Below are 22,663 nucleotides of genomic sequence, written 5' to 3' on the forward strand. Positions count from 1 at the left end.
GCAAGGGCCGGACTGGGGCGGGCCCGAGAGCACCGGGACCCACGCACGCCCGGGCCGGGGAGAGCCACCGTGGGGCAACCCGGGCGACACCGGCCCCCACAACCGTCCGGTCCAGGGGACCGACCCCTACGGTTGGCAGGCCTCGCCCTACGACAGCGGCACCCACCCACGTCCGAGCGGTCTCGGCACCGGAACACCCGGAAGCGGCTGGCCAACCCCGCACGGCACTCCCGGCGGCGAAACCCCGAGCGGCGCCTACGGAACGCCGGGATGGGGCAGCGGCGCCCCGACCGAGGCCTCCACCCCACCCCCCTCGAACCAAGAGACCAACCCCTACGGTTGGCAGGCCTCGCCCTACGACAGCGGCACCCACCCACGTCCGAGCGGTCTCGGCACCGGAACACCCGGAAGCGGCTGGCAAACCCCGCACGGCACTCCCGGCGGCGAAACCCCGAGCGGCGCCTACGGAACACCGGGATGGGGCAGCGGCGCCCCGACCGAGGCCTCGACCCCACCACCCTCGAACCAAGAGACCAACCCCTACGGTTGGCAGCCCTCCCCCCACGACAGCGGCACCCACCCACGTCCGGGACAGGGGCAACCGCTGTGGGGCGGCCCCCAGGACACGGGCGCATACGCCCGGCCCCCGCAGGGGGAGGCCCCCTCGTGGGGCAACCCGAACGACACGGGCGCCCACAACCGTCCGGTCCAGGAGACCGAGCCCTACGGTTGGCAGGCCTCGCCCTACGACAGCGGCACCCACCCGGGTCCCGCGCCCGGTGACATCCCGCCGTGGGGGACGCCGGCCGGCGGCGGGGCTCCGAACGCACCGACTCATGTCCAGGGCGGGTACGGGGCCCCCGGCGGCCCCTCCTACGACAGCGGCGCACACCCGTTCCAACCTGGTCCGACCGGCCCGCCCCAAGACCACCCGCCCCAGCCCGGTCCGGGCCAGAACCCCGGCCAGTACGGCCTGGGAGAGCTGCTCGACGGCGGATACGCACCTCCAGCCCCGCCCCAGCACCGCGCCCCCGCACCCTACGAAGGGTGGGGCTTTCCCGCGCAGAACGAATCGACCGACCCCTACCCTCGGGACGCCTACGGTCGGCCGCTGCCGCCCGAGGGGTACTACGAGGGCAACTACGACGACGGCCGTTACCGCTGACCTCTCGCCCCGGGGGTGACACCGTGTGCTCGCCCCCGGAGTGAGCACGGCCCGGCATTTCACGACGCCGAGGTGGCGCATCCCGCGTCACCTCGGCGTTCTTCGTGGGCGCTGGGCTCATCCCGAGGACTGGGCCTCGAGAAGAACAGCTCTGCCTTCACCACGCTCCGTAACTCTGCCACCGCAGAAGTGACTACAATGGGTGATGCGCAGGGAACAATGCGCGGCCAACCGGCCTCGTGTCCCCACCACACGCCTCCCCGGCCCGGCCCGCATTCCCCATGCGCCGACGTGTCATTCACCTGGTCCGGCCCGAACGGAGTGAGCATGCGCAAAAACGCCCAGCAAACACCGAACCGACCACCGACCGAACCACCGGATTCCGCACGCGGCCCGACCGCCCGCAAGGGGATCGCCGCGGACGTCGGCGCCTCCCTGGTGGTCTTCCTGGTCGCCGTCCCCCTGTCCCTGGGGATCGCCGTGGCTTCGGGCGCGCCCCTCATCGCCGGCATCATCGCCGCAGTGGTCGGCGGGATCGTCGCCGGTGCCGTCGGCGGATCGATGGTGCAGGTCAGCGGCCCCGCCGCCGGGCTCACCATCATCGTCGCCGACCTGATCACGACCTACGGCTGGCGGGTCACCTGCTTCATCACCCTGCTGGCCGGCCTCGTCCAACTCGCCCTGGGCGCCTGCCGGATCGCCCGGGCCGCCCTCGCCGTCTCCCCCGCAGTCGTACACGGAATGCTCGCCGGGGTCGGCGTGACCATCGCCCTGGCCCAGCTCCACGTGGTCCTGGGCGGAGCGCCCCAGAGTTCGGCACCGGCCAACATCGCCGAATTGCCCGCACAGATCGCCGACAACCACACCGCGGCCGTCGGTGTCGGCGTCATCACCATCGCGCTCATGTTCGGCTGGAACCGCCTTCCCAGGCTCGGCCGTTTCGACCCCGCTCTGATTCCGGCCGCGCTCGTGGCCGTGGGCGCCGCCACTCTGACAGCGACCCTGGGCAGCTGGGAAGTGGAGACGGTCTCACTACCCGACTCCCTGGCCGGCGCCTGGAACGGGCCCGCCCTGCCCGCCTCCGACCAGTGGCAAGGCATCGCCTTCGCCGTCGCCGCCGTGGCGATGGTCGCAAGCGTGGAGTCCCTGCTCGCCGCGATCGCCGTGGACCGCATGCACAGCGGTCGACGTGTGCAGCTCAACCGGGAACTGTGCGGCCAAGGCGCGGCCAACACCGTCAGCGGGGCTCTGGGCGGCCTGCCGGTGGCCGGGGTGATCGTGCGCAGTACCGCCAATGTGCGCGCCGGTGCCCGGAGCCCGCTCTCGACGATCCTGCACGGTGTGTGGATCCTCCTCTTCGTCGCCCTGTTCGCGCACGTGGTCGAGCTCGTCCCCATGCCGGCCCTGGCCGCCCTCCTGGTCTTCATCGGCACCCGTATGGTCTCCCTCGCCCATCTGAGGGACCTACGCCGCCACCACGAGGCCGGCGTGTACCTGACCACCCTGTTCGGCGTGGTCCTGCTCGGGCTCCTGGAGGGGGTCTTCCTCGGGTTCGCGCTGGCGATGATCATGGCGCTGCGCCGCCTGACCAAGCTCACCGTCACCACCGAGGAACGCGCCGGAAGCGTGCACATCACGGTCAACGGTTCGCTGACCTTCCTCGCCGTACCGCGCTTGGCCCACGTGCTACGGACCGTGTCCGAGGGCTCCCACGTCGACCTCGACCTGCACGTGGACTTCATGGACCACGCCGCTTTCGAGGCCATCCACGCTTGGAGGGTCGACCACGAACGCACCGGTGGACGGGTCGACATCGACGAGGTGCACGAGGACTGGTACGCACGCAGCTCCGCTCGGTCGGCGCCGGCCGCCAAGACCACGCCCTCGGGATCGGCCCGCTGGTGGGCGCCCTGGGAGATGCGCTCCAGGTCCCGCAAGGAGCTCAACCCGGTGGGACTGCTGGCCGCCGGTGCCCGTGAATACCACGCCGGTACCGCCGACCGGATGCAGGCGGTGCTCAATCGCCTCCCCCACGGCCAGAAACCCACGACCCTGTTCGTCTCCTGCGCCGACTCCCGGGTGGTGCCCAACGTCATCACCGCGAGCGGGCCCGGCGACCTCTTCACGGTCCGCAATCTCGGGAACCTGGTGCCGCCGCACGGGACACCGAGCCAGGACAGTTCGGTGGGTGCTGCCGTGGAGTACGCCGTCACGGTGTTGGCAGTGCCCTCGATCGTGGTGTGTGGACACTCCCACTGCGGGGCCATGCAGGCACTGCTGGACCGTACCCATCGCAGTGCGAACGAGTCGGAGACCACCCACATGCGCCGGTGGTTGACACACGGGCAGGGCGGGCTCTCCCGAACCGGTGAGGACGAGGGCGCACTGTCGAATCTGCCCAACTCCGAGGCACTGTGCCGGTTGGCCCAGGAGAACGTGCGCGAACAGCTGGCCCACCTCATGGGGTACCCGGTGGTACGCGAGCGTGTGGAGTCGGGTCAGCTCACCCTCACCGGCATGTACTACGACCTGGCAACGGCCCGGGTGCACCTGTTGGACGCCGGTACCGACACGTTCGTGCCGGTGACCAGCGCCCAGGGACTTCCTCTGCAGTGCGTCCGGCCCGACGGTGAGGACACCAACGGTCAGGTCGTGGAGGTGTCGTCGTCGGGGGTGTCGTCGCGGCCGTCCTGTTGAACGCCCGAGGCATGGTACGCGGCGAGCAGGATGATCACCACGATCGCCATGACCGGTAGGCCGAAGAGAACCACCCAGAAGGTGGTGGAATCGAACACGTTGCACCCATTCCCATGAAGCGGACGCCCGCCGGCCCCGTGGTCCGTCCGGGGCCGTTCAGCGGGCGTCCCGCACGGCCCCGGTACACGGGGACAGGGGCCAATCTACAGGCGTCGGCGCCACGTGTTCCATCACTGTCCGGATATGAGATCCTCTCCTGTTCGAAAGCCAGGAGGGTCCGGGAAGCGCCCCGTTCCGAAGAAGGGGTGCAGAGGAGTCGGCCGATAAGCCGGATTCTGTCGGCCCCGAGAAGGGACCGGGCGAACATCCATCTGGGGCCGCCGTTGCCGACGGCCTCGGTGCGGTCCACCCGCGGACTCGGGCGGGCAGCCCTCGAACATCCGCGCAGGGACCCTGGGGTCCCCTTTTTGACCTTGCTCCGGGTGGGGTTTGCCGAGCCGACCGGATCGCTCCGGCCGCTGGTGGTCTCTTACACCACCGTTTCACCCTGACCACCGCGAAGCGGTGGCGGTCTGTTTTCTGTGGCACTTTCCCGCGGGTCGCCCCGGGTCGGTGTTACCGACCACCCTGCCCTGTGGAGTCCGGACTTTCCTCGAATCCGCGCACCCGGCGCGGTCCGCGATCGCCTGGCCGACTCCCCTCGTCCACGATTCTAACGCCTCAGAAGGTCTGCCATGCCAGGTGCGCGGTGTCGTTGAGGGAACGCACGACCATGGGGCCGTCGGCGTAGCAGTCGATACGCGTCAGGCACGCGGTGTCCAGGTGCATACGGTAGAGCGCCTCCAGCGGGGCCCCCATCGCCTGTTGCACGAGGATCTTGATGGGCGTGACGTGGGAGACCACCAGGACGGTGCGCCCGCGGTGGTGGCGCAGGAGCGCATCACGTGCCGCGCCCACCCGCGCCGCCACCTGCGCGAAACTCTCTCCGCCGGGCGGCCCCGCCTGCGGATCACTGATCCAACGGTCCACCCCGGCGGGGTCGGCAGCCCTGGCCTCGGCGAAGGTCATCCCTTCCCACTCACCGAAGTCGGTCTCCACGAACCCCTCGTCGACCTCGACCGGAAGCCCGAGTTGCTCGGCCGCGTGGGCGGCGGTGTCCCGGCACCGGGTCAACGGCGAGGAGACCGCCGCATCCACCGGCCAGGCCGCGATCCGGCGTGCGGCCGCGCTGGCCTGCTGGTGCCCCTGATCGGTCAGCTCGGCGTCGCCCCGACCCGCGAACCTCTGGTCCACGGACAGCGGTGTCTGTCCGTGGCGCAGCAGCACCAACCGCGTCGGTTCGGTGTCGGGGGCGCCCCACCCGGTACTCACTCGGCGGACCGTCCTCCCAGCCCCGACTCGTCGGTGCGGATCATGATGCGGCGGCATTCCTCACAACGCACGACCTCGTCCGCGGCGGCGGCCTTGATCTCGTTGAGCTCGGCCGTGCTCAGCTGGAGCTTGCACCCGCCACAACGTCCGTAACGCAGCCGCGCGGCGGCCACACCGTCGTACTGGGCACGCAACTTGTCGTACAGGCCGAGCAGGTCGGCGGGCACCTCCTCCACGATCCGCTCGCGGTCCTGGCTCCGGCGGGTGCGGTCCCACTGGATCTCGGCCAGGGCGGTGTCACGGCGCGCCACGGTGGCGGTGTGCTCGGCCACGGCTTCCTCACGCGCGGCGGCGACACGGTCGACCTCGGCCGAGAGCTCCTCGGACCGCTCCATGACCTCCAGGACGGTCTCCTCCAGTTCGGCCTGGCGGCGAGCGAGGGAGGCGATCTCCGACTGCAGGTTCTGCAGTTCCTTGGCGCTGGTGATCTGCCCGGACTCCAAGGCCTTGTTGTCGCGGTCGGCGCGGCCACGCACCTGCTCGACATCGCTCTCGGCCTTGCGCTGGCGGCGTTCGACGTCGGAGACCTTGGTACGTACCGAGATCAGTTCCGACTCCAGAGCTTCCACCCGTTCCTTCAACGCAGCGGCCTCGACGGCCTCCGGCAGGGTGCGGGCACGGTGGTCCAGACGCTGGAGCTCGGTGTCCAGGTCCTGCAGGTCGAGGAGTCTGGCCTGCACGGCGGGTTCGGCTTTCACTTGTGAGGTCTCCTGGAGTGGCTGAGGGAAGGCGCGATGGCCGTCGGCGCCCCTGACTCTGTGCAGTTGGTATCCGGCCACCGGCCGGTGCGGGACCGCGGCCCCGCGCAATGGTGGGTCACCCGTGCCCGAAGGCCTGTGCCCAGGCATCCGTCACGGTCGTCGACACGCGCATCTCCACGTTAGCCGCCTCCGGCCCGGCCTCGCGCGCAAGTGCTTCGGCCAGGTGCGTGGAACCGTCGGCGAGCCAGGGCCACTCGCTCGCGAAATGGGCGGTGTCGAGGAGCGCGGGCGAACCGGGCTCCTCGACGAACTCCGAGGCGGGGTGGTGGCGCAGGTCGGAGGTGACGTAGGCGTCCACCCCGGCGGCGCGGGCCGCGCCGAGCAAGGAGTCGCCGGACCCGCCGGAGACGGCGACGGTGGTGATGAGCCGGTCCGGGTCGCCGGCCGCGCGCACCCCGCCGGCGGTGGCAGGCAGCCCGCGAGCGACCTGGTCGGCGAAATCGTGCAGGACGAGCGGCCGTTCCAGGACGCCGATGCGCCCGATCCCGCGGCGGCCCTCCGGGTCGGCCGGGTCGGGGTCCAGAGGGCGCAGGGGACCGCTGACGCCCACGGCCCGCGCCAGAGCGTCGGAGACCCCGGGAGCGGCGGTGTCGGCGTTGGTGTGCGCGGTGTACAGGGCGGTGCCCGAGCGGATGAGGCGGTGCACGAGCCGACCCTTGGGGGTGTCGGCGGCCACGCTGTGCACACCGCGGAGCATGAGTGGGTGATGGGTGATGATCAGGTCCGCGCCCCAGAGCACGGCCTCGTCGACGACCGCTTCGACGGGGTCGACGGCGAAGAGGATCTTGCCCACGCTCTGTTCCGGGTCACCGCACGCGAGTCCGACGGCGTCCCAGGAAGCGGCCCACGCGGTCGGGTAGATGCTCTCGAAGGCCGCGGTGACGTCGGACAGGCGGGGATGCGGGTTCTCGGTGCTCACGAGCACGAGACTAGGGCATCGGCGGCGTGTACGCTGCCGGAAAGCGACCTGGCTCTTCTCCGGCCCCGACACCGTAAGCTTGGGCGGCGATGAACGACAATCGACACCCCTTCACCCCGGTCGGCGCGCACGTCCCGGTCGCGGGCGGTATGGCCACCAAGGGGTTGGCCTACGCGGACACGATCGGCGCCGAGACCATCCAGGTCTTCACCTCCAACCCGCGCGGGTGGGCGACCAAGGAAGGCGACCCGAAGCAGGACGCGCGCATGCGCGAGACCGACCTTCCGGTGTTCGTGCACTCGCCCTACCTGATCAACCTGGGCACCCCCAACGAGGAGACCGCGGGCAAGTCCACGCACTCGCTCGGGCACACGATGCGGCGCGGGGCCGAGATCGGCGCGGGCGGTGTGGTCGTGCACACCGGTTCGGCCGTCTCCGGCGGCCGGGAGGCCGGTCTGGCCCGCACCCGCGAGCGCCTGATGCCGTTGCTGGAGGAACTGGGCGAGGACGTCCCACCGCTGCTGCTCGAGCCCATGGCCGGGCAGGGCCAGGTGCTGTGCGCCACCGTGGACGACCTGGTGCCCTACTTCGAGGCCCTGGACTGGCACCCGAACGTGGGCGTGTGCCTGGACACCGCGCACCTGTTCGCCGCCGGGCACGACATCTCCACGCGTGAGGGCATGCGCGAGGCCCTGGACCGTTTCGGCGAGGTCGTGGGTGCCGATCGGCTGCACCTGATCCACGCCAACGACTCCAAGGCGCCGTGCGGCAGCAACAAGGACCGGCACGAGAACATCGGCGAGGGACACATCGGCGCCGAGCCCTTCGCGGAACTGTTCACCCACCCGGTGACGGCCGGCGTGCCGATCACGTTGGAGACGCCGGGTCCGGAGGAGCCGCACGGCAAGGACGTGGCCACGCTCAAGGACCTGCGCCCGTAAGGCCTTCCTCAGGCCCGGGAATCGGAAGGCCCTTCCTTTCGGCCCGGGTCGGTGCCGGGCCCGAGCAGGCGCGCGAGCACGGGGAAGAGGTTGATCTGGACTTCGACGGTCTCCGTCCCGGAGGCGTCGTCGGCGGTCTCCCGGTCCTCTGGCACGTTCTCGCGTTTCCACTTCCACATGAAGTCCAGCAGGTCCCGGGAGAGCTTCTGCGCCTCCTCGGGCGTCAGCGGCAACGGATGGTTGGAGTCCATGGTGGCGGCCTTCCACCGTTGCACGTCCGGGTCCTCGGACGCGGAGGCGGCCAGGTCGCTCCAGGCCCGGAAACGCCGTTCGCGCTCGCTGTAGTAGTGCTCGAGCACCACGTCGGCTGCGTGGCGGGTGGCAGGATCCTGCCGGAAGGCGTGACCGGACATGGACCATCCGCCGCGCCTGGCCTGCCACCAGCGCTCGCGTCCGCCGGCGCGCCCCTCGGCCGGTTCGATGAAACCGTGCCGGGCCAGCTGGCGCAGGTGATAGCTGGTGGATCCGCTGCTCTCCCCCAGGCGTTCGCCCAGGATGGTGGCGGTGGCCGGTCCCCGTAGCTGGAGCTGTTCCAGGAGGCGTCCGCGCAAAGGGTGGGCCAGGCCACGCAGAGCGGTGGCGTCCACATCCATGTGGTTGTCGGGACGCTCGGAGGGGCTCGGGACACTCTCTGCCATGGGGCCACGGTAGTACGGGCAGGACCGTCTCCCGTGCGATCCCGGCCGCGCACGCACCTCAGCGCTCGCGGTGTCCATGATCCGGGCCGCCTCGGCGATCCGGTGGCGCAAGAGCAGCACCACGACGGCGGTGAACACCGGTCCGGCCAGGAAAGGCAGGGCCAGGTCCACCCGTCCGAGCATGCCGCCCAGGAGCGCGCCGATCGGGGTCAGTCCCCATCCGACCGTACGCAGGACGGTCGAGACCCGTCCGCGCAGGTACTCGGGCACCACGAGCTGCAGGTACGGGGCTCCGGCGATGTTGGAGGCGGTGATGCACAGACCGACCAGCCCGAGTGCGGGCACGGCCGTCCACACCGAGGGGAGCGCGCCCACAGCCATCATGGCCGAAGAGAAGCCGAGGTAGCCGCCGAGCATCACCGTGCGCCGCCCGAGCAAGGCCACGAGGCGGGCGCTCACCACGGCCCCCGCGAGCCCGCCCACGGCCATGGCGCCGATGAAGATCCCGTAGAGCGCGTCGGGGATCCCCAGCACGTTCTGCGCGTAGAGCACCATGACCGCCGTGGCGCATTGGAGCCCGATCATGCACGCCGCGTTGCAGACCATCATCCAGGGCAGCAGCCGGTCCTGGCGGATGTACGCGAGCCCTGCGCACAGGGCGCTCCACGCACCGGGTCCCTCTCCGGCGCGGGCGGCGGGGGCCTCGTGGGAGAGCTCCGGACGGCGGCTCAACAGAGCAAGCACGAGCACCACCAGGACGGCGCTGAACGCGTAGGAGAGCGCCGCCCCGGCCACCGGAAGGACCGCGACGGCGGCGAAGAGGATCCCGGCCACGGGCGGTCCCACGAACTCCTGAGCGACGGTGCGCGCCCCTTCCGCACGCCCGTTGGCGCGGTCCAGGTTCCGGCGGGCCACGACCCGGGGCACGGTGATCCGGGTCGCGGGGTCGCTGACGGTCTCGCAGCAGATGACCACGAACAGCGCCGCATAGAGCACCCACACGGTGTGGTTCCCGGTCAGGACCGCCAACGCCAGCAGGGCCACGGTGAGCGCAGCGATCCCGTTGGAGACGACCATGGCGCGCATGCGGTCGACCCGGTCCAACAGCACTCCGGACAGCGGCGCCACCAGGAGCCAGGGCAGGAATCGGGCGACGGTCAGACCGGCCACGGCGAGAGGGTCCTGGGTCAGGGCCGCGGCGATCAGGGAGAACGCGGTGGCGAGCATGCCGTCGCCGAGGTTGGTGGTGGCGCCGGCTCCCCAGAGCCCGCCGAAGGCGGGTCCCAGACGGCCGGGCCTGTGGGGCGAACGGGTGGCCATGGTCGCTCCTCGGTGTCGGGGGATCACACCCTCACGCTATTACAAAGCCTCCTTTGCAAACAGTTTTTTGCAAAATTTCCTTTGCAATCCCTGTTCCCGGCACCGCCCCCATCCATTGCCCACGAACGGCCCGCACCTCCTCCCCTTCCGCGCGCCCTTGGGTGACAATGGACGCTGCACCGCGCCGGCCGAGCGACAGCCCCCGCAGGAAAGGACGGCCCACCATGGATCCGTTGAGCCTGGTCATCGGAGCGCTCATCACCGCGGGCGGAGTGGCCCTCGGCCGCCTCTCCACCCGGCGCCAATTGCGTGCGGTGCTGGAGGAGGAACGCCGGCGCGAACGCGAACGGCTCGTCGAGGACGGACACCAGTCGGTGCAGCCCCTGTGCGGGTGCGGCCACCACCTGGTCTTCCACGACCGCGAGACCTCCAAGTGCCAGAGCCAGGTCGTGATCCCCGGGCACTGGACCGGATCGAGGGAGACCACCTACCGCCAGTGCATGTGCCAGGGCTACCGCGGCCCCCGGCCCATAGACCCCTACTACGCCCCCGACCTCAACGAGAACTGACACCGCCTCGGAGGCAGCGTTGCCCGGATCCTCCGCGCCCTGTTGAACAGAGCGGTGCACGGGTAGTCCTCCTCCATGGATGGGATCGTCAGTGACCTGGTACTCGCCGCCGTAGCTCTGTTCGGAACACTCGCCATCATCGGTGTCCTCGGTTTCCTCACCATGCGCGAGGAACGCCGCAGCCACCGCTGAGCAACCACGGTTCGGCCCGGACCACCGGGCCGAACCGGGTTCTGTCCGAGGGCGGGGGCGACATCTGCGGTGAGGCCGCCACCGCGCCCTCCCCTTCCGGGCGCGGGCACCTGACGCAATGAGGGACCCTGGACACGGGGACGGCCCGAGGTGACAACTGTTCACCCCCGCAAGACAATGTCCCCGCACCGAACAGCCAGAGATGTGGACGCTGAACCAGTGACGACCCCTGTGACACCCACGATCGACCAGCGCATCGCCGAAGAGCTCGACGTCGGCGCGCACCAGGTCGAGGCCGCCGTCGGGCTCCTCGACAACGGATCGACCGTCCCCTTCATCGCCCGGTACCGCAAGGAGGCGACCGGCGGGCTCGACGACGCACAGCTGCGCGCTCTGGAGGAGCGACTGCGCTACCTGCGGGAACTGGCCGAGCGCCGGAGCGCGATCCTGGAGTCGATCCGCTCCCAGGGCAAACTGGACGAGGACCTGGAGTCCCGCATCCGCGCGGCCGACACCAAGGCCCGTCTGGAGGACATCTACCTCCCCTACAAACCCAAGCGCCGCACCAAGGCCCAGACCGCCCGAGAGGCCGGGCTGGAGCCACTGGCCGATGCCCTCATGGGCGACCCCGGCCTGGACCCGCAGGAGACCGCGGACGGCTACGTCGACGCCGACAAGAACGTCGCCGACACCAAGGCGGCCCTGGACGGTGCCCGCGCGATCCTCGTGGAGCGCATGGCCGAGGACGCCGACCTCACGGGGATGCTGCGCGAGCGCCTGTGGGAGCGGGGCCGTCTCGGATCATCCGTGCGCGAGGGCAAGGAGGAGGCCGGGGCCAAGTACTCCGACTACTTCGACTTCTCCGAGCCCCTGACCGATCTGCCCTCGCACCGGGTCCTGGCGATGTACCGGGGGGAGAAGGAAGAGGTGCTCACCCTCGACCTGCAGCCGGAGGAAGTGCCCGAGGGCGAGGAGAACGCGGCCGCGCGCAGCTCCTACGAGAACGCGATCGCCCACCACTTCGAGATCGTCGACCGCGGCCGCCCCGCCGACAAGTGGTTGCAGGACACCGTGCGCTGGGCCTGGCGCACCCGCGTCCTGGTGCGTCTGGACATCGACGTGCGCATGCGCCTGTGGCAGCGCGCCGAGGACGAGGGGGTGGGGGTGTTCGCGGCCAACCTGCGCGACCTGCTGCTGGCCGCACCCGCCGGCACTCGCGCCACCCTGGGCCTGGACCCGGGCCTGCGCACGGGGGTGAAGGTCGCCGTCACCGGATCCACCGGCAAGGTCGTGGCCACCGACACCGTGTTCCCGCATGCGCCGCGCCGCGACTGGGACGGCTCGATCGAGCGCCTGGCCCAGCTGTGCGCCGCCCACGAGGTGGAGCTGGTCGCGATCGGCAACGGCACGGCCTCCCGTGAGACCGACAAGCTCGCCGGCGACCTGATCAAACGCCACCCGCAGCTGAAGCTGACCAAGGTCATGGTCTCCGAGGCGGGTGCGTCGGTGTACTCGGCCTCGGCCTACGCCTCCGAGGAGCTGCCGGACCTGGACGTGTCCCTGCGCGGGGCCGCCTCCATCGCACGGCGCCTGCAGGACCCGTTGGCCGAGTTGGTCAAGATCGATCCGAAGTCGATCGGTGTGGGCCAGTACCAGCACGACCTTGCCGAGACCAAACTGTCCCGGTCACTGGACGCGGTCGTGGAGGACTGCGTCAACGGTGTGGGTGTGGACGTCAACACCGCCTCGGTGCCGCTGCTGACCCGGGTCTCGGGCGTGACCTCGACGCTGGCGCGCAACATCGTCTCGCACCGGGACGCCAACGGGCCCTTCCGCAGCCGCAGCGAACTCAAGAAGGTCTCGCGCCTGGGGCCGAAGGCCTTCGAGCAGTGCGCGGGCTTCTTGCGTATCCCCGGCGGCGACGACCCTCTGGACTCCTCCGCGGTGCACCCGGAGGCCTACCCGGTGGTGCGGCGCATCCTGGACTCGGTCGGCTCGGACCTGCCCTCCCTCATCGGCGACGAGAAGGCGCTGAAACGGCTGCGCCCGCACGACTTCGTCGACGACACCTTCGGGCTGCCGACGGTCACCGACATCCTCTCCGAGCTCGACAAGCCCGGCCGTGATCCCCGTCCGGCCTTCACCACGGCCACCTTCAAGGAGGGCGTGGAGACCCTGGGCGACCTGGAGCAGGGCATGGTCCTGGAAGGGGTGGTCACCAACGTGGCGGCCTTCGGCGCGTTCGTGGACGTGGGTGTGCACCAGGACGGGCTCGTGCACGTGTCGGCGATGTCGCACAAGTTCGTGGAGGACCCGCGCGAGGTCGTCAAGCCCGGCGACATCGTCAAGGTCAAGGTGCAGGACGTCGACATCCCCCGCAAGCGCATCTCGTTGACCATGCGCATGGACGACGAGGTGCCCTCGGGTGAGCGCGGCGGGCGCACCGCACGGGAGGAGCAGGACGGCGGCGACCGCAAACGGGGCCGCAACGGCCGCGGCGGCAAGAACCGGGGCCAGAAGCAGGAGCAGGCTCCCCAGGGGTCGATGGCCGACGCGCTGCGCCGGGCCGGCCTGGACAAGTGACGCCGGTCCCGGCAACCACCACTCGGCCCGGGGAGAGCGCGCCGCTCCCCGGGCCCGGGAAGAAGCTCCGGATCCGGTCCCGCGCGGCACGGTTTCCTCACCGCGGGGATGGCCTCACTTGGGGGCCAGGTCGATGCCGCGCCAGATCTCCCGCGTCGGGGAGGGATCATGGGCATGGAGTTCGTCGGCCTCGTCCCAGACCTTGACCGGGGTGGCCCCGGTGGTGACAGGTGGCCATCCTGCGTCTCCGGTGGCCGCGAAGTCGTGCCAGGCGTCCATGAGGCGTCGCGACAACGCACGGTGGGTGTCGGTGGGCGCGCCGTCGAGCAGGAAGGCGCCCAGTTCCGACTCGAGGGTGCCGAAGGCGAAGGGCAGGTCGAGGGCGTGGCAGGCGCCCAGGCGTCCGCCCAGGGCCGGGCTCTCCAGTGCCAGGCGGAACACGTGTGCGTGTCCTCCCGCGGCGGCGTGGGTCTCGGCCAGGCGCAGGGTGAACTCGCCGAACACGGCCTCACCCATGATGCGCACGTACAGATCACGCAGGGAGAGCCCGGGGTGGGCCTCGCGGTAGGCGGCGACCTCGCCCGGACCCAGGCCGAGGCGGGCGCACTTGCGCTGCAGGGCCTCCTCGCCGTCCACATACACGTTCTGGACGAGCTCGCTGAAGAGCCGGTACTCGTGCATGTTGTGGCCGGTGAGCAGGTCGATGTCGCGGGCCTGCCCGCGGGCGACGGCCTCCAGGGGCGCCTCGGGCAGTTCGGGGCCGCCGACCACCGGGGCGAAGCAGGTCATGGAACGGTTGCGCCGACCGCTGCTGTCGGTGTGGGTGAGCACCTCATCGGTGGCGGCGAGGATCTTCTCCGGGGGCAGGGCGGCCAGCGCCTCGGCCTCCAGGGGGACGCCGAGGACCTCGGCGAAACGTTCGGACACCAGGCGCGCGGTCTCGGTGCGCACCACGTCGCCGGGAGTGCTGTGGGCGATGGCGCGGTGGAAGAGGCCGCGGGCGCCGGGCATGGCCATGAGGGCGGCAACCGACCCGGCCCCGGCCGACTCGCCCGCGACCGTGACGTTGCCGGGGTCGCCGCCGAAGGCCCGGATGTGGTCGCGTACCCAACGCAGGGCGGCGATCTGGTCGAGCAGGCCGCGGTTGTCGGGACGTTCGGGAACGTGCCCGAACCCCTCGAACCCGACCCGGTAGTTGATGCCGACCACGACGAGCCCGGTCTCGGCCAGGCTGGTGCCGTCGTAGGTGGGTTGGGAGGCCGACCCGGCGAGGTAGGCCCCGCCGTGGATCCACACCAGGACGGGGGCGTCCTGACCGGCGCGGGCGCTGCTCCAGACGTTGAGGACCAGGCACTCCAGCGGGGTATCGGGGGTCCACCGGGCGGCTCCGACGAGGAGTCCGCCCTGAGGCGCAGGGGGCCCGGGTGTGGTGCAGTCGCGGACGCCGTCGACGGGTTCGGGGGGCGCGGGGGCGGCGAAGCGGTGTTCACCGAAGGGCGCGGCCGCGTAGGGGATGCCCTGGTGCAGGAGGACCGTTCCGGTCTGCGATCGGGGCGCGGGTGCGCCCCTGAGCCGCCCGGTGGGTGTGTCCACGGTGAGTTCGGCGTCCACGTGTGTCCTCCCGTCGCGGTGTGAGCCACATCCACCTAACAACGTTAGGTACAGGGTCGCAAGCCCCCTCCGCCCCGGGCCCACCCCTCACAGGCCCTGGCGCGCACCGCGGGGGCGGCCTCGGCAGCGGGCCGCTCCACACGGGCCGCCGAACCGTCCCGGGGCCCGCGACCACACACCCCTCAGGCCGGGTCATTCCTCCGTTGAGCGGTAGACCATGTCGATGTAGTCGGGATGGCGTTCGATCCATCCCTTGACGAAGGGGCACAGCGGCAGCACCGCCAGGCCGCGCTCGCGAACGTCGTCCAGGGCCTCGCGCACCAACGTTCCCCCCAGCCCCTTCCCTTCGAAGGAGGGATCGATCTCGGTGTGGGTGAAGGTGACGAGATCGTTGGTGAGGAGGTACTCGGCATGACCGGCCGGCTCCCCGTCACTGGTGATCTCGTACCGGCGCTGTTCCGGGTGGTTCACGACTTCGGTCGCCATCGGCGGCTCCTGTTCGCCCTCGTCTCGGTAGGGCCTTCGGCCCTCTCCTGCCCATTGTGGCTCCGTCCATGGCTATCGGCCCCCTTGCGGCGCGCATCCCGGCGGGCATAGAGTCTCCTTGCCATACCGACCAGTCGGTCAAAGGAGATCTCCATGACTTCCCGGTTCGCCGGACGGACCGCCGTCATCACCGGCGCCAGCCGAGGCATCGGTCTCGCCATCGCCCAACGGCTCCGGNGTCGAGGCCCTCGGCGGTCCCGAGCACGCCATCGCCGTTCCGGGCAAGGCCGACGACCCCGACCACCAGGACGAGGCGATCGCCGCCACCCTGAAGGCCTTCGGCAGCCTCGACATGTTCGTCAACAACACCGGCATCAACCCGGTCTTCGGACGCATGGTCGACCTCGACCTGGACGCCGCCCGCAAGATGGTCGACGTCAACGCCCTGTCGGCGATCTCCTGGGTGCAGAAGTCCTACAAGGCCTGGATGGGTGAACACGGCGGCTCCGTCGTCAACGTCTCCTCCATCGCGGGGATCAAGCCGGCCCCCGGGATCGGGTTCTACGGCGCCACCAAGGCGATGGTCAAACACATCACCGAGGAACTGGCCGTGGAGTTGGCGCCCGGCATCCGCGTCAACGGCGTCGCACCCGCCGTCGTCAAGACCCGCTTCGCCGAGGCGCTCTACGAGGGCCGCGAGAGCGAGGTCTCCGCCCAATACCCCATGGGCCGCCTGGGTGTGCCCGAGGACATCTCCGGAGCCGTGGCCCACCTGCTCTCCGAGGACTCCGCCTGGGTCACCGGCCAGACCCTCGTCGTCGACGGCGGCGTGACCCTCACCGGAGGACTGTGACATGGATCTGACCGGGACCGGCGCGGTCGTCACCGGCGGGGGTAACGGCATCGGGGCGGCCCTCGCCCGCCGCCTGGCCTCGGCCGGCGCGGACGTGGTCGTCAACGACCTGGACGCCGCTGCCGCCGAATCCGTGGCCACCGAGATCGGCGGACTGGCCGTGCCAGGCGACGCCGCGAGCGAGGACGGTGTGACCGCGCTCGTGGCCGAGGCCGGCGCGCACCTGGACGGCATCGATCTCTACCTCGCCAACGCAGGCGTGGGAACGAGCGGCGGCCCCGAGGCCCCCGAATCCGACTGGGAGCAGGCCTGGCAGGTCAACGTCATGGCCCACGTGCGGGCCGCCCGCGCCCTGGTTCCGGGGTGGGTGGAGCGCGGACACGGCCACTTCCTCAGTACCGTCTCGGCAGCGGGACTGCTGACCATGCTCGGCAGCGCCCCCTACTCGGTGACCAAACACGCTGCGGTCTCGTTCGCCGAGTGGCTCTCGGCCACCTACGGCGACCGCGGGGTGACCGTGCAGTGCGTGTGCCCCCTGGGCGTGCGCACCTCCCTGTTGGAGGGCAGCGGGGACATGGGCCAGGCGATCCTCAGCGCCGACGCGATCACCCCCGAGGAGGTCGCCGACGCCGTCATGGCCGGGATGGCCGATGAACGGTTCCTGATCCTGCCCCACCCCCAGGTCGGCGACTTCTACGCGGCCCGGGCCTCCGACACCGACCGCTGGCTCAAGGGCATGCGCCGCCTGCAGGCCAAGGTCACCGGCACGAACGGTTGACCCCCGGCCACGACCGACACAGCCCAGAAAGGAGCAGGCGCCCCGCGAGGTGCCCGAGACGACGATGACAGAGGAACTGCCCGGACTGGATCTGGACCGGCTGCGCACGTACCTGGACCGCGAGGTGCCCGGGATGATCGCGGGCCCGCTCAGCGGTGAGGTCATCACCGGCGGCAAGTCCAACCTCACCTACACGGTCACCGACGGTTCCGGCCACTGGGTGGTACGCCGTCCTCCCCTGGGCCACGTGCTGGCCACCGCCCACGACATGTCCCGCGAGTACCGGGTGATGACCGGCCTGCGCGACACCGCCGTGCCCGTGCCCCGCACCTATCTGCTGTGCGAGGACACCGAAGTGCTGGGGGCCCCCTTCTACGTGATGGAGCACGTGGAAGGACTCCCGCTGCGCACCGAGGCCGAGATCGCGCCGTACGGGACCGAGGGCACACGCGAGATCGCGCAGTCGCTCATCACCACCCTGGGCGACCTGCACGCGGTCGACCCCGCCTCGGTGGGGCTGGGCGACTTCGGCCGCCCCGAGGGGTTCCTGGAGCGCCAGGTGCGGCGCTGGCGCAAGCAGCTCGACGCCTCACGCAGCCGCGACATCCCCGGTATCGACGAACTGCACGAACGCCTGGAGCGCACCCGGCCGGAACAGGGCGCGCCCGCGATCGTGCACGGCGACTACCGGCTCGACAACGTGCTCGTCACCGGCAAGGGCCGCCTGACCGCGGTCCTGGACTGGGAGATGGCCACCCTCGGCGACCCCCTGGTGGACCTGGGCCTGATGCTGGTCTACAAGGAGAACTCGGTCACCGGTGGCCCCTCCCCCGCCACCTCCGCGGAGGGTTTCCCCAGCGCTTCGGAGCTGGTGGAGACCTACGCGGCCGCGACCGGACGCGACGTGTCCCGCCTGAACTGGTACGTGGCCTTCGGTTGCTTCAAGCTCGCGGTGATCGCGGAAGGCATCCACTACCGGCACAGCCAGGGGCTGACCGTGGGAGCTGGTTTCGACACCATGGGTGAGGTGGTCCCGCTCCTGGTCGAGCGCGCCCACACCACACTTCAGGAGGACTGATGGAGTTCACTCACGACCCCGCGACCGAGGAGCTGCGTTCCGAGCTCCTGTCCTTCATGGACGAACACGTGTACCCGGCCGAGGAGGCCTTCGCCCGACAGTTGGACGAGCGCGAGGACCCCTGGTCGATCCCGCCCGTGGTGGCCGAGCTCCAGGCGGAGGCACGGCGGCGCGGCCTGTGGAACCTGTTCCTGGCCGGGCACCCCGAGCACGGCGGGCTGTCCAACCTGAGTTACGCGCCCCTGGCCGAGATCACCGGCCGCAGCCCGGGTCTGGGGCCGGCCGCGCTCAACTGCTCGGCCCCCGACACCGGGAACATGGAGGTGCTGACGATGTTCGGCACCGAGGAGCAGAAGAAGCGCTGGTTGGAGCCGCTGCTGGACGCGCGGATCCGTTCGGCGTTCGCGATGACCGAGCCGGCGGTGGCCTCCTCCGACGCCACCAACATCACCACGAGCATCGTCCGTGAGGGTGACGAGTACGTCATCAACGGCCGCAAGTGGTTCATCACCGGTGCGCTGAACCCGGCCTGCGAGATTTTCATCGTCATGGGCAAGAGCGACCCGGAGGCCGAGCGCCGCAAACAGCAGTCCATGGTGCTCGTACCGCGAGACACCCCGGGGTTGCGGATCGAACGCGGGATGACCGTGTACGGCTACGACGACAGCGACCACGGCGGGCACGCCGAAGTCGTCTTCGAGGACGTGCGGGTGCCGGCCGAGAACCTGATCGGCGGTGAGGGCGAAGGGTTCGCGATCGCCCAGGCACGTCTGGGCCCGGGCCGGATCCACCACTGCATGCGCTCGATCGGAATGGCCGAGCGGGCGCTGGAGCTGATGTGCCGACGGGTCCTGGATCGGACCGCGTTCGGCTACCCCCTGGCCGACCAGGGTGTGGTGCGCCAGTGGATCGCCGAGGCGCGGGTGGCCATCGAACAGCTGCGGCTGCTGGTGCTCAAGACCGCCTACCTCATGGACACTGTGGGCAACAAGGGCGCCCACACCGAGATCCAGGCGATCAAGATCGCGACCCCGCGCACGGTGGAGTGGATCCTGGACAAGGCGATCCAGGCGCACGGCGCTGCCGGGGTGAGCCAGGACCTGCCCCTGGCCGAGTGGCTGGCGGGCGCGCGTTCGCTGCGTCTGGCCGACGGCCCCGACGAGGTGCATCTGCGTTCACTCGGTCGGGCCGAGCTGCGCAAGTACCGGTGAGTTCTCCCGGGGCGGTGGCCCGCGCCCGCCGCCCCGGGGCCCTGCCCGATGTCGGGTCTCCCGGGCCACAAGAGCCCCAGATGCTCGGCCCCTTGTGTGGTGGAGCAGACCTGACCCCTCCGGATCAGGCGGAGGTCAGGGAGGAGATGAGCAGGTCGGCGAAGTGGCGTCCCACGTCGGCGCCGGTGAGCGGGCCGCCCTCGCGGTACCAGGTGCTCAGATGGTGCACCGAACCGAAGTAGAAATCGACGACCAGGTCGGCGGGCACGTCGGTGCGGAAGTTTCCCTCGGCCTGGCCCTGCTCGATCATCGACCGGAAGAGCTCGTGGTACTTGCGGCGCTCGGCCCGCACGGTGCGCTGCTTATCCGCTTCCAGTTGGTGCATGGACCGGAAGAAGATGACGGTGTCGTCGAGGTTGTCGACGCTGGTGACAATGACGTCGGCAGCCGCGGCGTGCACCCGGTCGGTGACAGGTTCGTCGCGGCCGGAGATCTCGGCGAGGTTCTCGGTCTGCATGCGCAGCACGCGGGCGTAGACCTCGTAGAGCAGGTCGTCCTTGGAACCGAAATAGTGGTACATGGCACCCTTGGTCACACCGGCGGCCGCCACGATCGCCTGCACGGAAGTGCCTTCGTAACCGCGCTCGGCGAAGAGCCGGGTCGCGGCCCCCAGGAGCCGTTCGGGCACCGTGCCCGTCGCGTTGCCACTGCCCTCGCCGTCGCGCGCCTGTGCCATGTCCCGCCTCACATCGTGTTCCCGCATCACTACGGGCCCTCAAGCCAACCCCGCCAGCATACCGACCGGCTGGTACCCGAGTTGCCCCGCGGCGCGGCCGCGCCCCGCAGCACGGGAGCACGGGCGGGCCGAGCGGGCGCTGCCCGCCCGGTCCTCTTCGACCGTTTCCTCAGGGCCGCTGGCCGGTCAGCACGTTGCTCACCGCCGACAGGTACCCGCCGAACCAGCGTGTGGCGGTGTCGCCGGGCAGATCGCGCATCCCGCGGATGGGCAGGCGCGGCAGCCGGATGCGTTGCACACCGTTGAGCGAGGAGGTGAAGGAGGCGACCGCGGCCGGGCGGTGGCGCACCTCCTCGTAGCGGCGCAGCGCCCAGGCGGGGTCGGCACGGGCCCCGCTGTCGCTGAGCGCGGTCACCAGCGCCCAGGCGTCCTCCAATGCCTGGTTGGCCCCCTGGGCGGTGGCCGGGGGGAAGGTGTGGGCGGCGTCCCCCAGCAAGGTCGTGTTGTCCTGGCCCCAAGAGCCCCGCACACGGGTGTTCAGGTGCGGGAAGAAATTGATCTCCGAGCTCTCGGCCTGCTCCAGGACGGCCCGCACGTCGGGGTCGCTCCAGGAGGCGAACAGCTCCCGCAGCACGGAGGCGGGCTCCTCGGTGACGGGCAGCCCACGCCGCCAGCGCACGTCGAACCACCACTGCACCAGCCCGTTCCCGGCCGGCATGATTCCGCAGGTGCCCTGGCGTCCCTGGGTCAAGGAAGCCACCCGCCCACTCGCACGCGGGGAGTCGAGGGTGCTCAGCCCCTGCCAGCTCGCCCAGCGGCCCATCTCCGGGGGAGCCTCATCCAGCAGTTGGGTACGCACCACCGACCCGGCCCCGTCCGCGCCCACGACGACGTCGCCGGTGCTGCGCGTTCCGTCGGAGAAGACTACGCTGGAGGTGCCGTCGGCGTGCAGGCGCACCCCCACGCACTCGCGGTCCAGGTGGAGCACCCCTTCGGGCAGACGGTGGTGGAGCCGGTCGAGCAGGGCGCGCCGGGGCACGGTGCGCGCGATGAAACCGAAGTGTTCGCTGATGCGCGCGACGTCGATGCCGAGAGTGACGCGGCCCTTGGTGTCGCGCCTCTCCAGGACGTCGATGGGCCGGCCCAGGTCCTCCACGGCCACACCGAGCTCGCTGAGGGCCGCCACCCCGTTGGGGTACAGACCCAGACCTGCCCCGCCGGTGCGCAGCCGTTGACCTCTCTCGTGGACCTCGACCTCGATACCGCGCTCGACCAACCCGGCAGCCAGCGCCAGACCGCCGACGCCGGCACCGATGACCACAACCCGCATACCATCCCCTTTCTTCGCTCCGAGGCTAGTGCGTAGCGTGTGCGGTCCCCATAAGGGTCACGGCCACGAAGCGGTCTCAGGTCTCGGGGGTTCCGGAGCCGCCGCCATGGAACCGGGTGTCGGGACGCCACTGGATGAGCATGATCGTGGCGTCGTCGGTGAAGTGGCCCTCCTGATAGCCGCGGATGTCCTGGATGAGGCGGCGCAGGGTCTCGGGCGCACGCTCGTCGCCTGCGGTGGCGCGGATGATGAACTCCACGAAACGTTCGAGGCCGAACATCTCACCGTCGGGGCCGCGGGCCTCCACGACCCCGTCGGTGTACAGCAGGATCTGGTCGCCGGGTTCGAGCTGGAGCTGGTGCAGGGTGTAGTTGTGGTTCTCCTCCAGCCCCAGACCGAGCGGGGGTTCGGCGGTCCGGTCCAGGGCCCCGCCGATGAGTTCTTGGCGCCGGATCAGCAAAGGTGCGGGGTGACCGCAGTTGACCCAGGAGAACACGCCACCGGCCAGGTCGAGGGTGGAGAAGACCCCGGTGCAGAAGCGTTCGGGCAGCCATTCGGAGAGGGCGTTGCCGACGTTGCCGGTGAGCTGGGTGAGGCCGGCACCGCTGCGGCGGGCGTCGCGGACCCCGGCCATGGCCACTGCCGCGGTCAGCCCCGATGCGAGGTCGTGGCCCATGGCGTCGAGGATGGTGGCGTGCAGGACGTCGCGGGTGATGGAGTGGTCGAAGGCGTCACCGCCCACTGCGTAGGCGGGTTCCAGTACGGCGGTGGACACGCCCTGTCCGGTGCCGACCGAACGCTGCGGCAGGAAGGCGCGCAGCATCTCGGTACGCAGGTCCACGTTGTGTTTGCGGACGCGGCGCAGGTAGCCGTCGTTGTGGACGCGCTGGGAGTTGATGATCAGGGAGAGCAGGGCCGCCAGGGTCCGGCAGCGGTGCAGGGTGGGCCGGTCGAGGGATTCGGTGACCACGTGCAGCACACCCATGCGGTCGGCTCCGCCCATGAGCGGCAGCCACAATTCCAGCCCGTTCTCCCCCTCGACCAGGCGCATGGCCTCGAAGCGGTAGGCCTCCCCGGCCAAGGTGGTGTCCACGTCCAGTTCGGGACCGCTCAACAGGGGGACGAGGACGCGTTGCTGCAGGTCGACGAGGTGCGCTGTGATCCGGACCAGCCCCAGCACGTGGGCATAGCGGTCGGCCAGTTCCAGGGCCTCGATCGGCCCGTCGGCGTGTGCGACCCGGACCAGATCCTCGAAGACCCGCTCGCTCTCACTCAAGGGAAAGTTCTCCGCCATCTGATCACCC

At 70.6% G+C, this 22,663-nt stretch carries 17 protein-coding genes, 1 other RNA gene and 2 pseudogenes; 9 read left to right on the forward strand and 11 right to left on the reverse strand.

The window, feature by feature from the left end; translation table 11 throughout:
* Positions 1–1,165, forward strand: a pseudogene (locus D473_RS27495) (hypothetical protein); the annotation flags it as partial.
* 327 nt (positions 1,166–1,492) lie between these two features.
* Entirely contained in the window at positions 1,493–3,862 is a 2,370-nt protein-coding gene (locus tag D473_RS0118460) for a SulP family inorganic anion transporter (RefSeq protein ID WP_017610530.1), read from the forward strand.
* Here D473_RS0118460 and D473_RS27735 read toward each other — a convergent pair.
* The 5 genes from D473_RS27735 to D473_RS0118480 all read right to left on the reverse strand — a co-directional run bounded on the left by D473_RS27735 (position 3,811) and on the right by D473_RS0118480 (position 6,979).
* Positions 3,811–3,960, reverse strand: a complete 150-nt coding sequence (locus D473_RS27735; protein ID WP_017610531.1) for a hypothetical protein — start codon at positions 3,958–3,960, stop codon at positions 3,811–3,813. The genes D473_RS0118460 and D473_RS27735 overlap by 52 nt on opposite strands.
* A 210-nt stretch (positions 3,961–4,170) precedes the next feature.
* Positions 4,171–4,560, reverse strand: an RNA gene (gene rnpB / locus D473_RS26145) — RNase P RNA component class A.
* Between the two features lie 22 nt (positions 4,561–4,582).
* The gene (locus tag D473_RS0118470) at positions 4,583–5,233 is read right to left on the reverse strand and encodes a histidine phosphatase family protein (RefSeq protein WP_017610532.1); all 651 of its coding nucleotides are present in this window, start codon (positions 5,231–5,233) and stop codon (positions 4,583–4,585) included.
* Positions 5,230–5,991 carry a zinc ribbon domain-containing protein gene (locus tag D473_RS0118475; RefSeq protein ID WP_017610533.1) on the reverse strand — a complete coding sequence of 254 codons (762 nt, stop codon included), beginning with the start codon at positions 5,989–5,991 and terminating at the stop codon, positions 5,230–5,232. Before D473_RS0118475 ends, D473_RS0118470 begins: the two co-directional genes overlap by 4 nt.
* A gap of 118 nt (positions 5,992–6,109) precedes the next feature.
* On the reverse strand, positions 6,110–6,979 hold the full coding sequence (locus D473_RS0118480; protein ID WP_017610534.1) for a Nif3-like dinuclear metal center hexameric protein: 870 nt from the start codon (positions 6,977–6,979) through the stop codon (positions 6,110–6,112).
* An 83-nt stretch (positions 6,980–7,062) separates the two neighbouring features.
* Here D473_RS0118480 and D473_RS0118485 point away from each other — a divergent pair, with 83 nt between their 5' ends.
* Positions 7,063–7,914, forward strand: coding sequence for a deoxyribonuclease IV (locus D473_RS0118485; RefSeq protein WP_017610535.1), 852 nt, complete (start codon positions 7,063–7,065; stop codon positions 7,912–7,914).
* A gap of 8 nt (positions 7,915–7,922) precedes the next feature.
* Here the strand turns inward: D473_RS0118485 and D473_RS28180 are convergent, their stop codons facing one another.
* Positions 7,923–9,932, reverse strand: coding sequence for an MFS transporter (locus tag D473_RS28180; protein ID WP_017610536.1), 2,010 nt, complete (start codon positions 9,930–9,932; stop codon positions 7,923–7,925).
* A 224-nt stretch (positions 9,933–10,156) separates the two neighbouring features.
* Between D473_RS28180 and D473_RS0118500 the strand changes: the two genes are divergently transcribed.
* Positions 10,157–10,501 carry a hypothetical protein gene (locus tag D473_RS0118500; protein WP_017610537.1) on the forward strand — a complete coding sequence of 115 codons (345 nt, stop codon included), beginning with the start codon at positions 10,157–10,159 and terminating at the stop codon, positions 10,499–10,501.
* Between the two features lie 423 nt (positions 10,502–10,924).
* A complete protein-coding gene (locus D473_RS0118510; protein WP_017610539.1) occupies positions 10,925–13,276 on the forward strand; it encodes a Tex family protein in 2,352 nt (783 codons plus the stop codon).
* Between the two features lie 114 nt (positions 13,277–13,390).
* Here the strand turns inward: D473_RS0118510 and D473_RS0118515 are convergent, their stop codons facing one another.
* Both D473_RS0118515 and D473_RS0118520 read right to left on the reverse strand, forming a co-directional pair.
* Positions 13,391–14,887 (reverse strand): carboxylesterase/lipase family protein, encoded by a 1,497-nt coding sequence (locus D473_RS0118515; RefSeq protein WP_017610540.1) that lies wholly within the window; start codon positions 14,885–14,887, stop codon positions 13,391–13,393.
* Positions 14,888–15,079: 192 nt separating this feature from the next.
* Entirely contained in the window at positions 15,080–15,373 is a 294-nt protein-coding gene (locus D473_RS0118520) for a GNAT family N-acetyltransferase (protein ID WP_017610541.1), read from the reverse strand.
* Between the two features lie 153 nt (positions 15,374–15,526).
* On the opposite strand from D473_RS0118520, the pseudogene D473_RS25815 reads away from it, so the two are divergent.
* The 4 genes and pseudogenes from D473_RS25815 (at position 15,527) to D473_RS0118540 (ending at position 19,293) form a co-directional block, all read left to right on the forward strand.
* Positions 15,527–16,226 (forward strand): annotated as a pseudogene (locus D473_RS25815) (SDR family oxidoreductase).
* Position 16,227: 1 nt separating this feature from the next.
* The gene (locus D473_RS0118530) at positions 16,228–17,004 is read left to right on the forward strand and encodes an SDR family oxidoreductase (protein ID WP_017610543.1); all 777 of its coding nucleotides are present in this window, start codon (positions 16,228–16,230) and stop codon (positions 17,002–17,004) included.
* A gap of 64 nt (positions 17,005–17,068) precedes the next feature.
* Positions 17,069–18,082 carry a phosphotransferase family protein gene (locus D473_RS0118535; protein ID WP_026127086.1) on the forward strand — a complete coding sequence of 338 codons (1,014 nt, stop codon included), beginning with the start codon at positions 17,069–17,071 and terminating at the stop codon, positions 18,080–18,082.
* Positions 18,082–19,293 carry an acyl-CoA dehydrogenase family protein gene (locus tag D473_RS0118540; RefSeq protein WP_017610545.1) on the forward strand — a complete coding sequence of 404 codons (1,212 nt, stop codon included), beginning with the start codon at positions 18,082–18,084 and terminating at the stop codon, positions 19,291–19,293. Before D473_RS0118535 ends, D473_RS0118540 begins: the two co-directional genes overlap by 1 nt.
* A gap of 124 nt (positions 19,294–19,417) precedes the next feature.
* Here the strand turns inward: D473_RS0118540 and D473_RS0118545 are convergent, their stop codons facing one another.
* The 3 genes from D473_RS0118545 to D473_RS0118555 form a co-directional block, all read right to left on the reverse strand.
* The gene (locus D473_RS0118545; RefSeq protein WP_026127087.1) at positions 19,418–20,029 is read right to left on the reverse strand and encodes a TetR/AcrR family transcriptional regulator; all 612 of its coding nucleotides are present in this window, start codon (positions 20,027–20,029) and stop codon (positions 19,418–19,420) included.
* 169 nt (positions 20,030–20,198) lie between these two features.
* Positions 20,199–21,359: an FAD-dependent oxidoreductase gene (locus tag D473_RS0118550; protein ID WP_017610547.1), complete on the reverse strand. Its 1,161-nt coding sequence runs from the start codon at positions 21,357–21,359 to the stop codon at positions 20,199–20,201.
* Positions 21,360–21,435: 76 nt separating this feature from the next.
* The gene (locus D473_RS0118555; RefSeq protein WP_033353609.1) at positions 21,436–22,653 is read right to left on the reverse strand and encodes a PP2C family protein-serine/threonine phosphatase; all 1,218 of its coding nucleotides are present in this window, start codon (positions 22,651–22,653) and stop codon (positions 21,436–21,438) included.
* Positions 22,654–22,663: the final 10 nt, after the last annotated feature.

Source organism: Nocardiopsis xinjiangensis YIM 90004 (assembly GCF_000341145.1).
GTDB lineage: Bacteria > Actinomycetota > Actinomycetes > Streptosporangiales > Streptosporangiaceae > Nocardiopsis > Nocardiopsis xinjiangensis.

What these genes read in the sequence shown, in the direction of transcription:
- D473_RS0118535 (WP_026127086.1), top strand. Translation starts at nt 17,069, where the DNA reads ATGACAGAGGAACTGCCCGGACTGGATCTGGACCGGCTGCGCACGTAC.
- D473_RS28180 (WP_017610536.1), bottom strand. Translation starts at nt 9,932, where the DNA reads ATGGCCACCCGTTCGCCCCACAGGCCCGGCCGTCTGGGACCCGCCTTC.
- D473_RS0118540 (WP_017610545.1), top strand. Translation starts at nt 18,082, where the DNA reads ATGGAGTTCACTCACGACCCCGCGACCGAGGAGCTGCGTTCCGAGCTC.
- D473_RS0118520 (WP_017610541.1), bottom strand. Translation starts at nt 15,373, where the DNA reads ATGGCGACCGAAGTCGTGAACCACCCGGAACAGCGCCGGTACGAGATC.
- D473_RS0118550 (WP_017610547.1), bottom strand. Translation starts at nt 21,359, where the DNA reads ATGCGGGTTGTGGTCATCGGTGCCGGCGTCGGCGGTCTGGCGCTGGCT.
- D473_RS0118500 (WP_017610537.1), top strand. Translation starts at nt 10,157, where the DNA reads ATGGATCCGTTGAGCCTGGTCATCGGAGCGCTCATCACCGCGGGCGGA.
- D473_RS0118485 (WP_017610535.1), top strand. Translation starts at nt 7,063, where the DNA reads ATGAACGACAATCGACACCCCTTCACCCCGGTCGGCGCGCACGTCCCG.
- D473_RS0118460 (WP_017610530.1), top strand. Translation starts at nt 1,493, where the DNA reads ATGCGCAAAAACGCCCAGCAAACACCGAACCGACCACCGACCGAACCA.
- D473_RS0118545 (WP_026127087.1), bottom strand. Translation starts at nt 20,029, where the DNA reads ATGGCACAGGCGCGCGACGGCGAGGGCAGTGGCAACGCGACGGGCACG.
- D473_RS0118555 (WP_033353609.1), bottom strand. Translation starts at nt 22,653, where the DNA reads ATGGCGGAGAACTTTCCCTTGAGTGAGAGCGAGCGGGTCTTCGAGGAT.
- D473_RS0118530 (WP_017610543.1), top strand. Translation starts at nt 16,228, where the DNA reads ATGGATCTGACCGGGACCGGCGCGGTCGTCACCGGCGGGGGTAACGGC.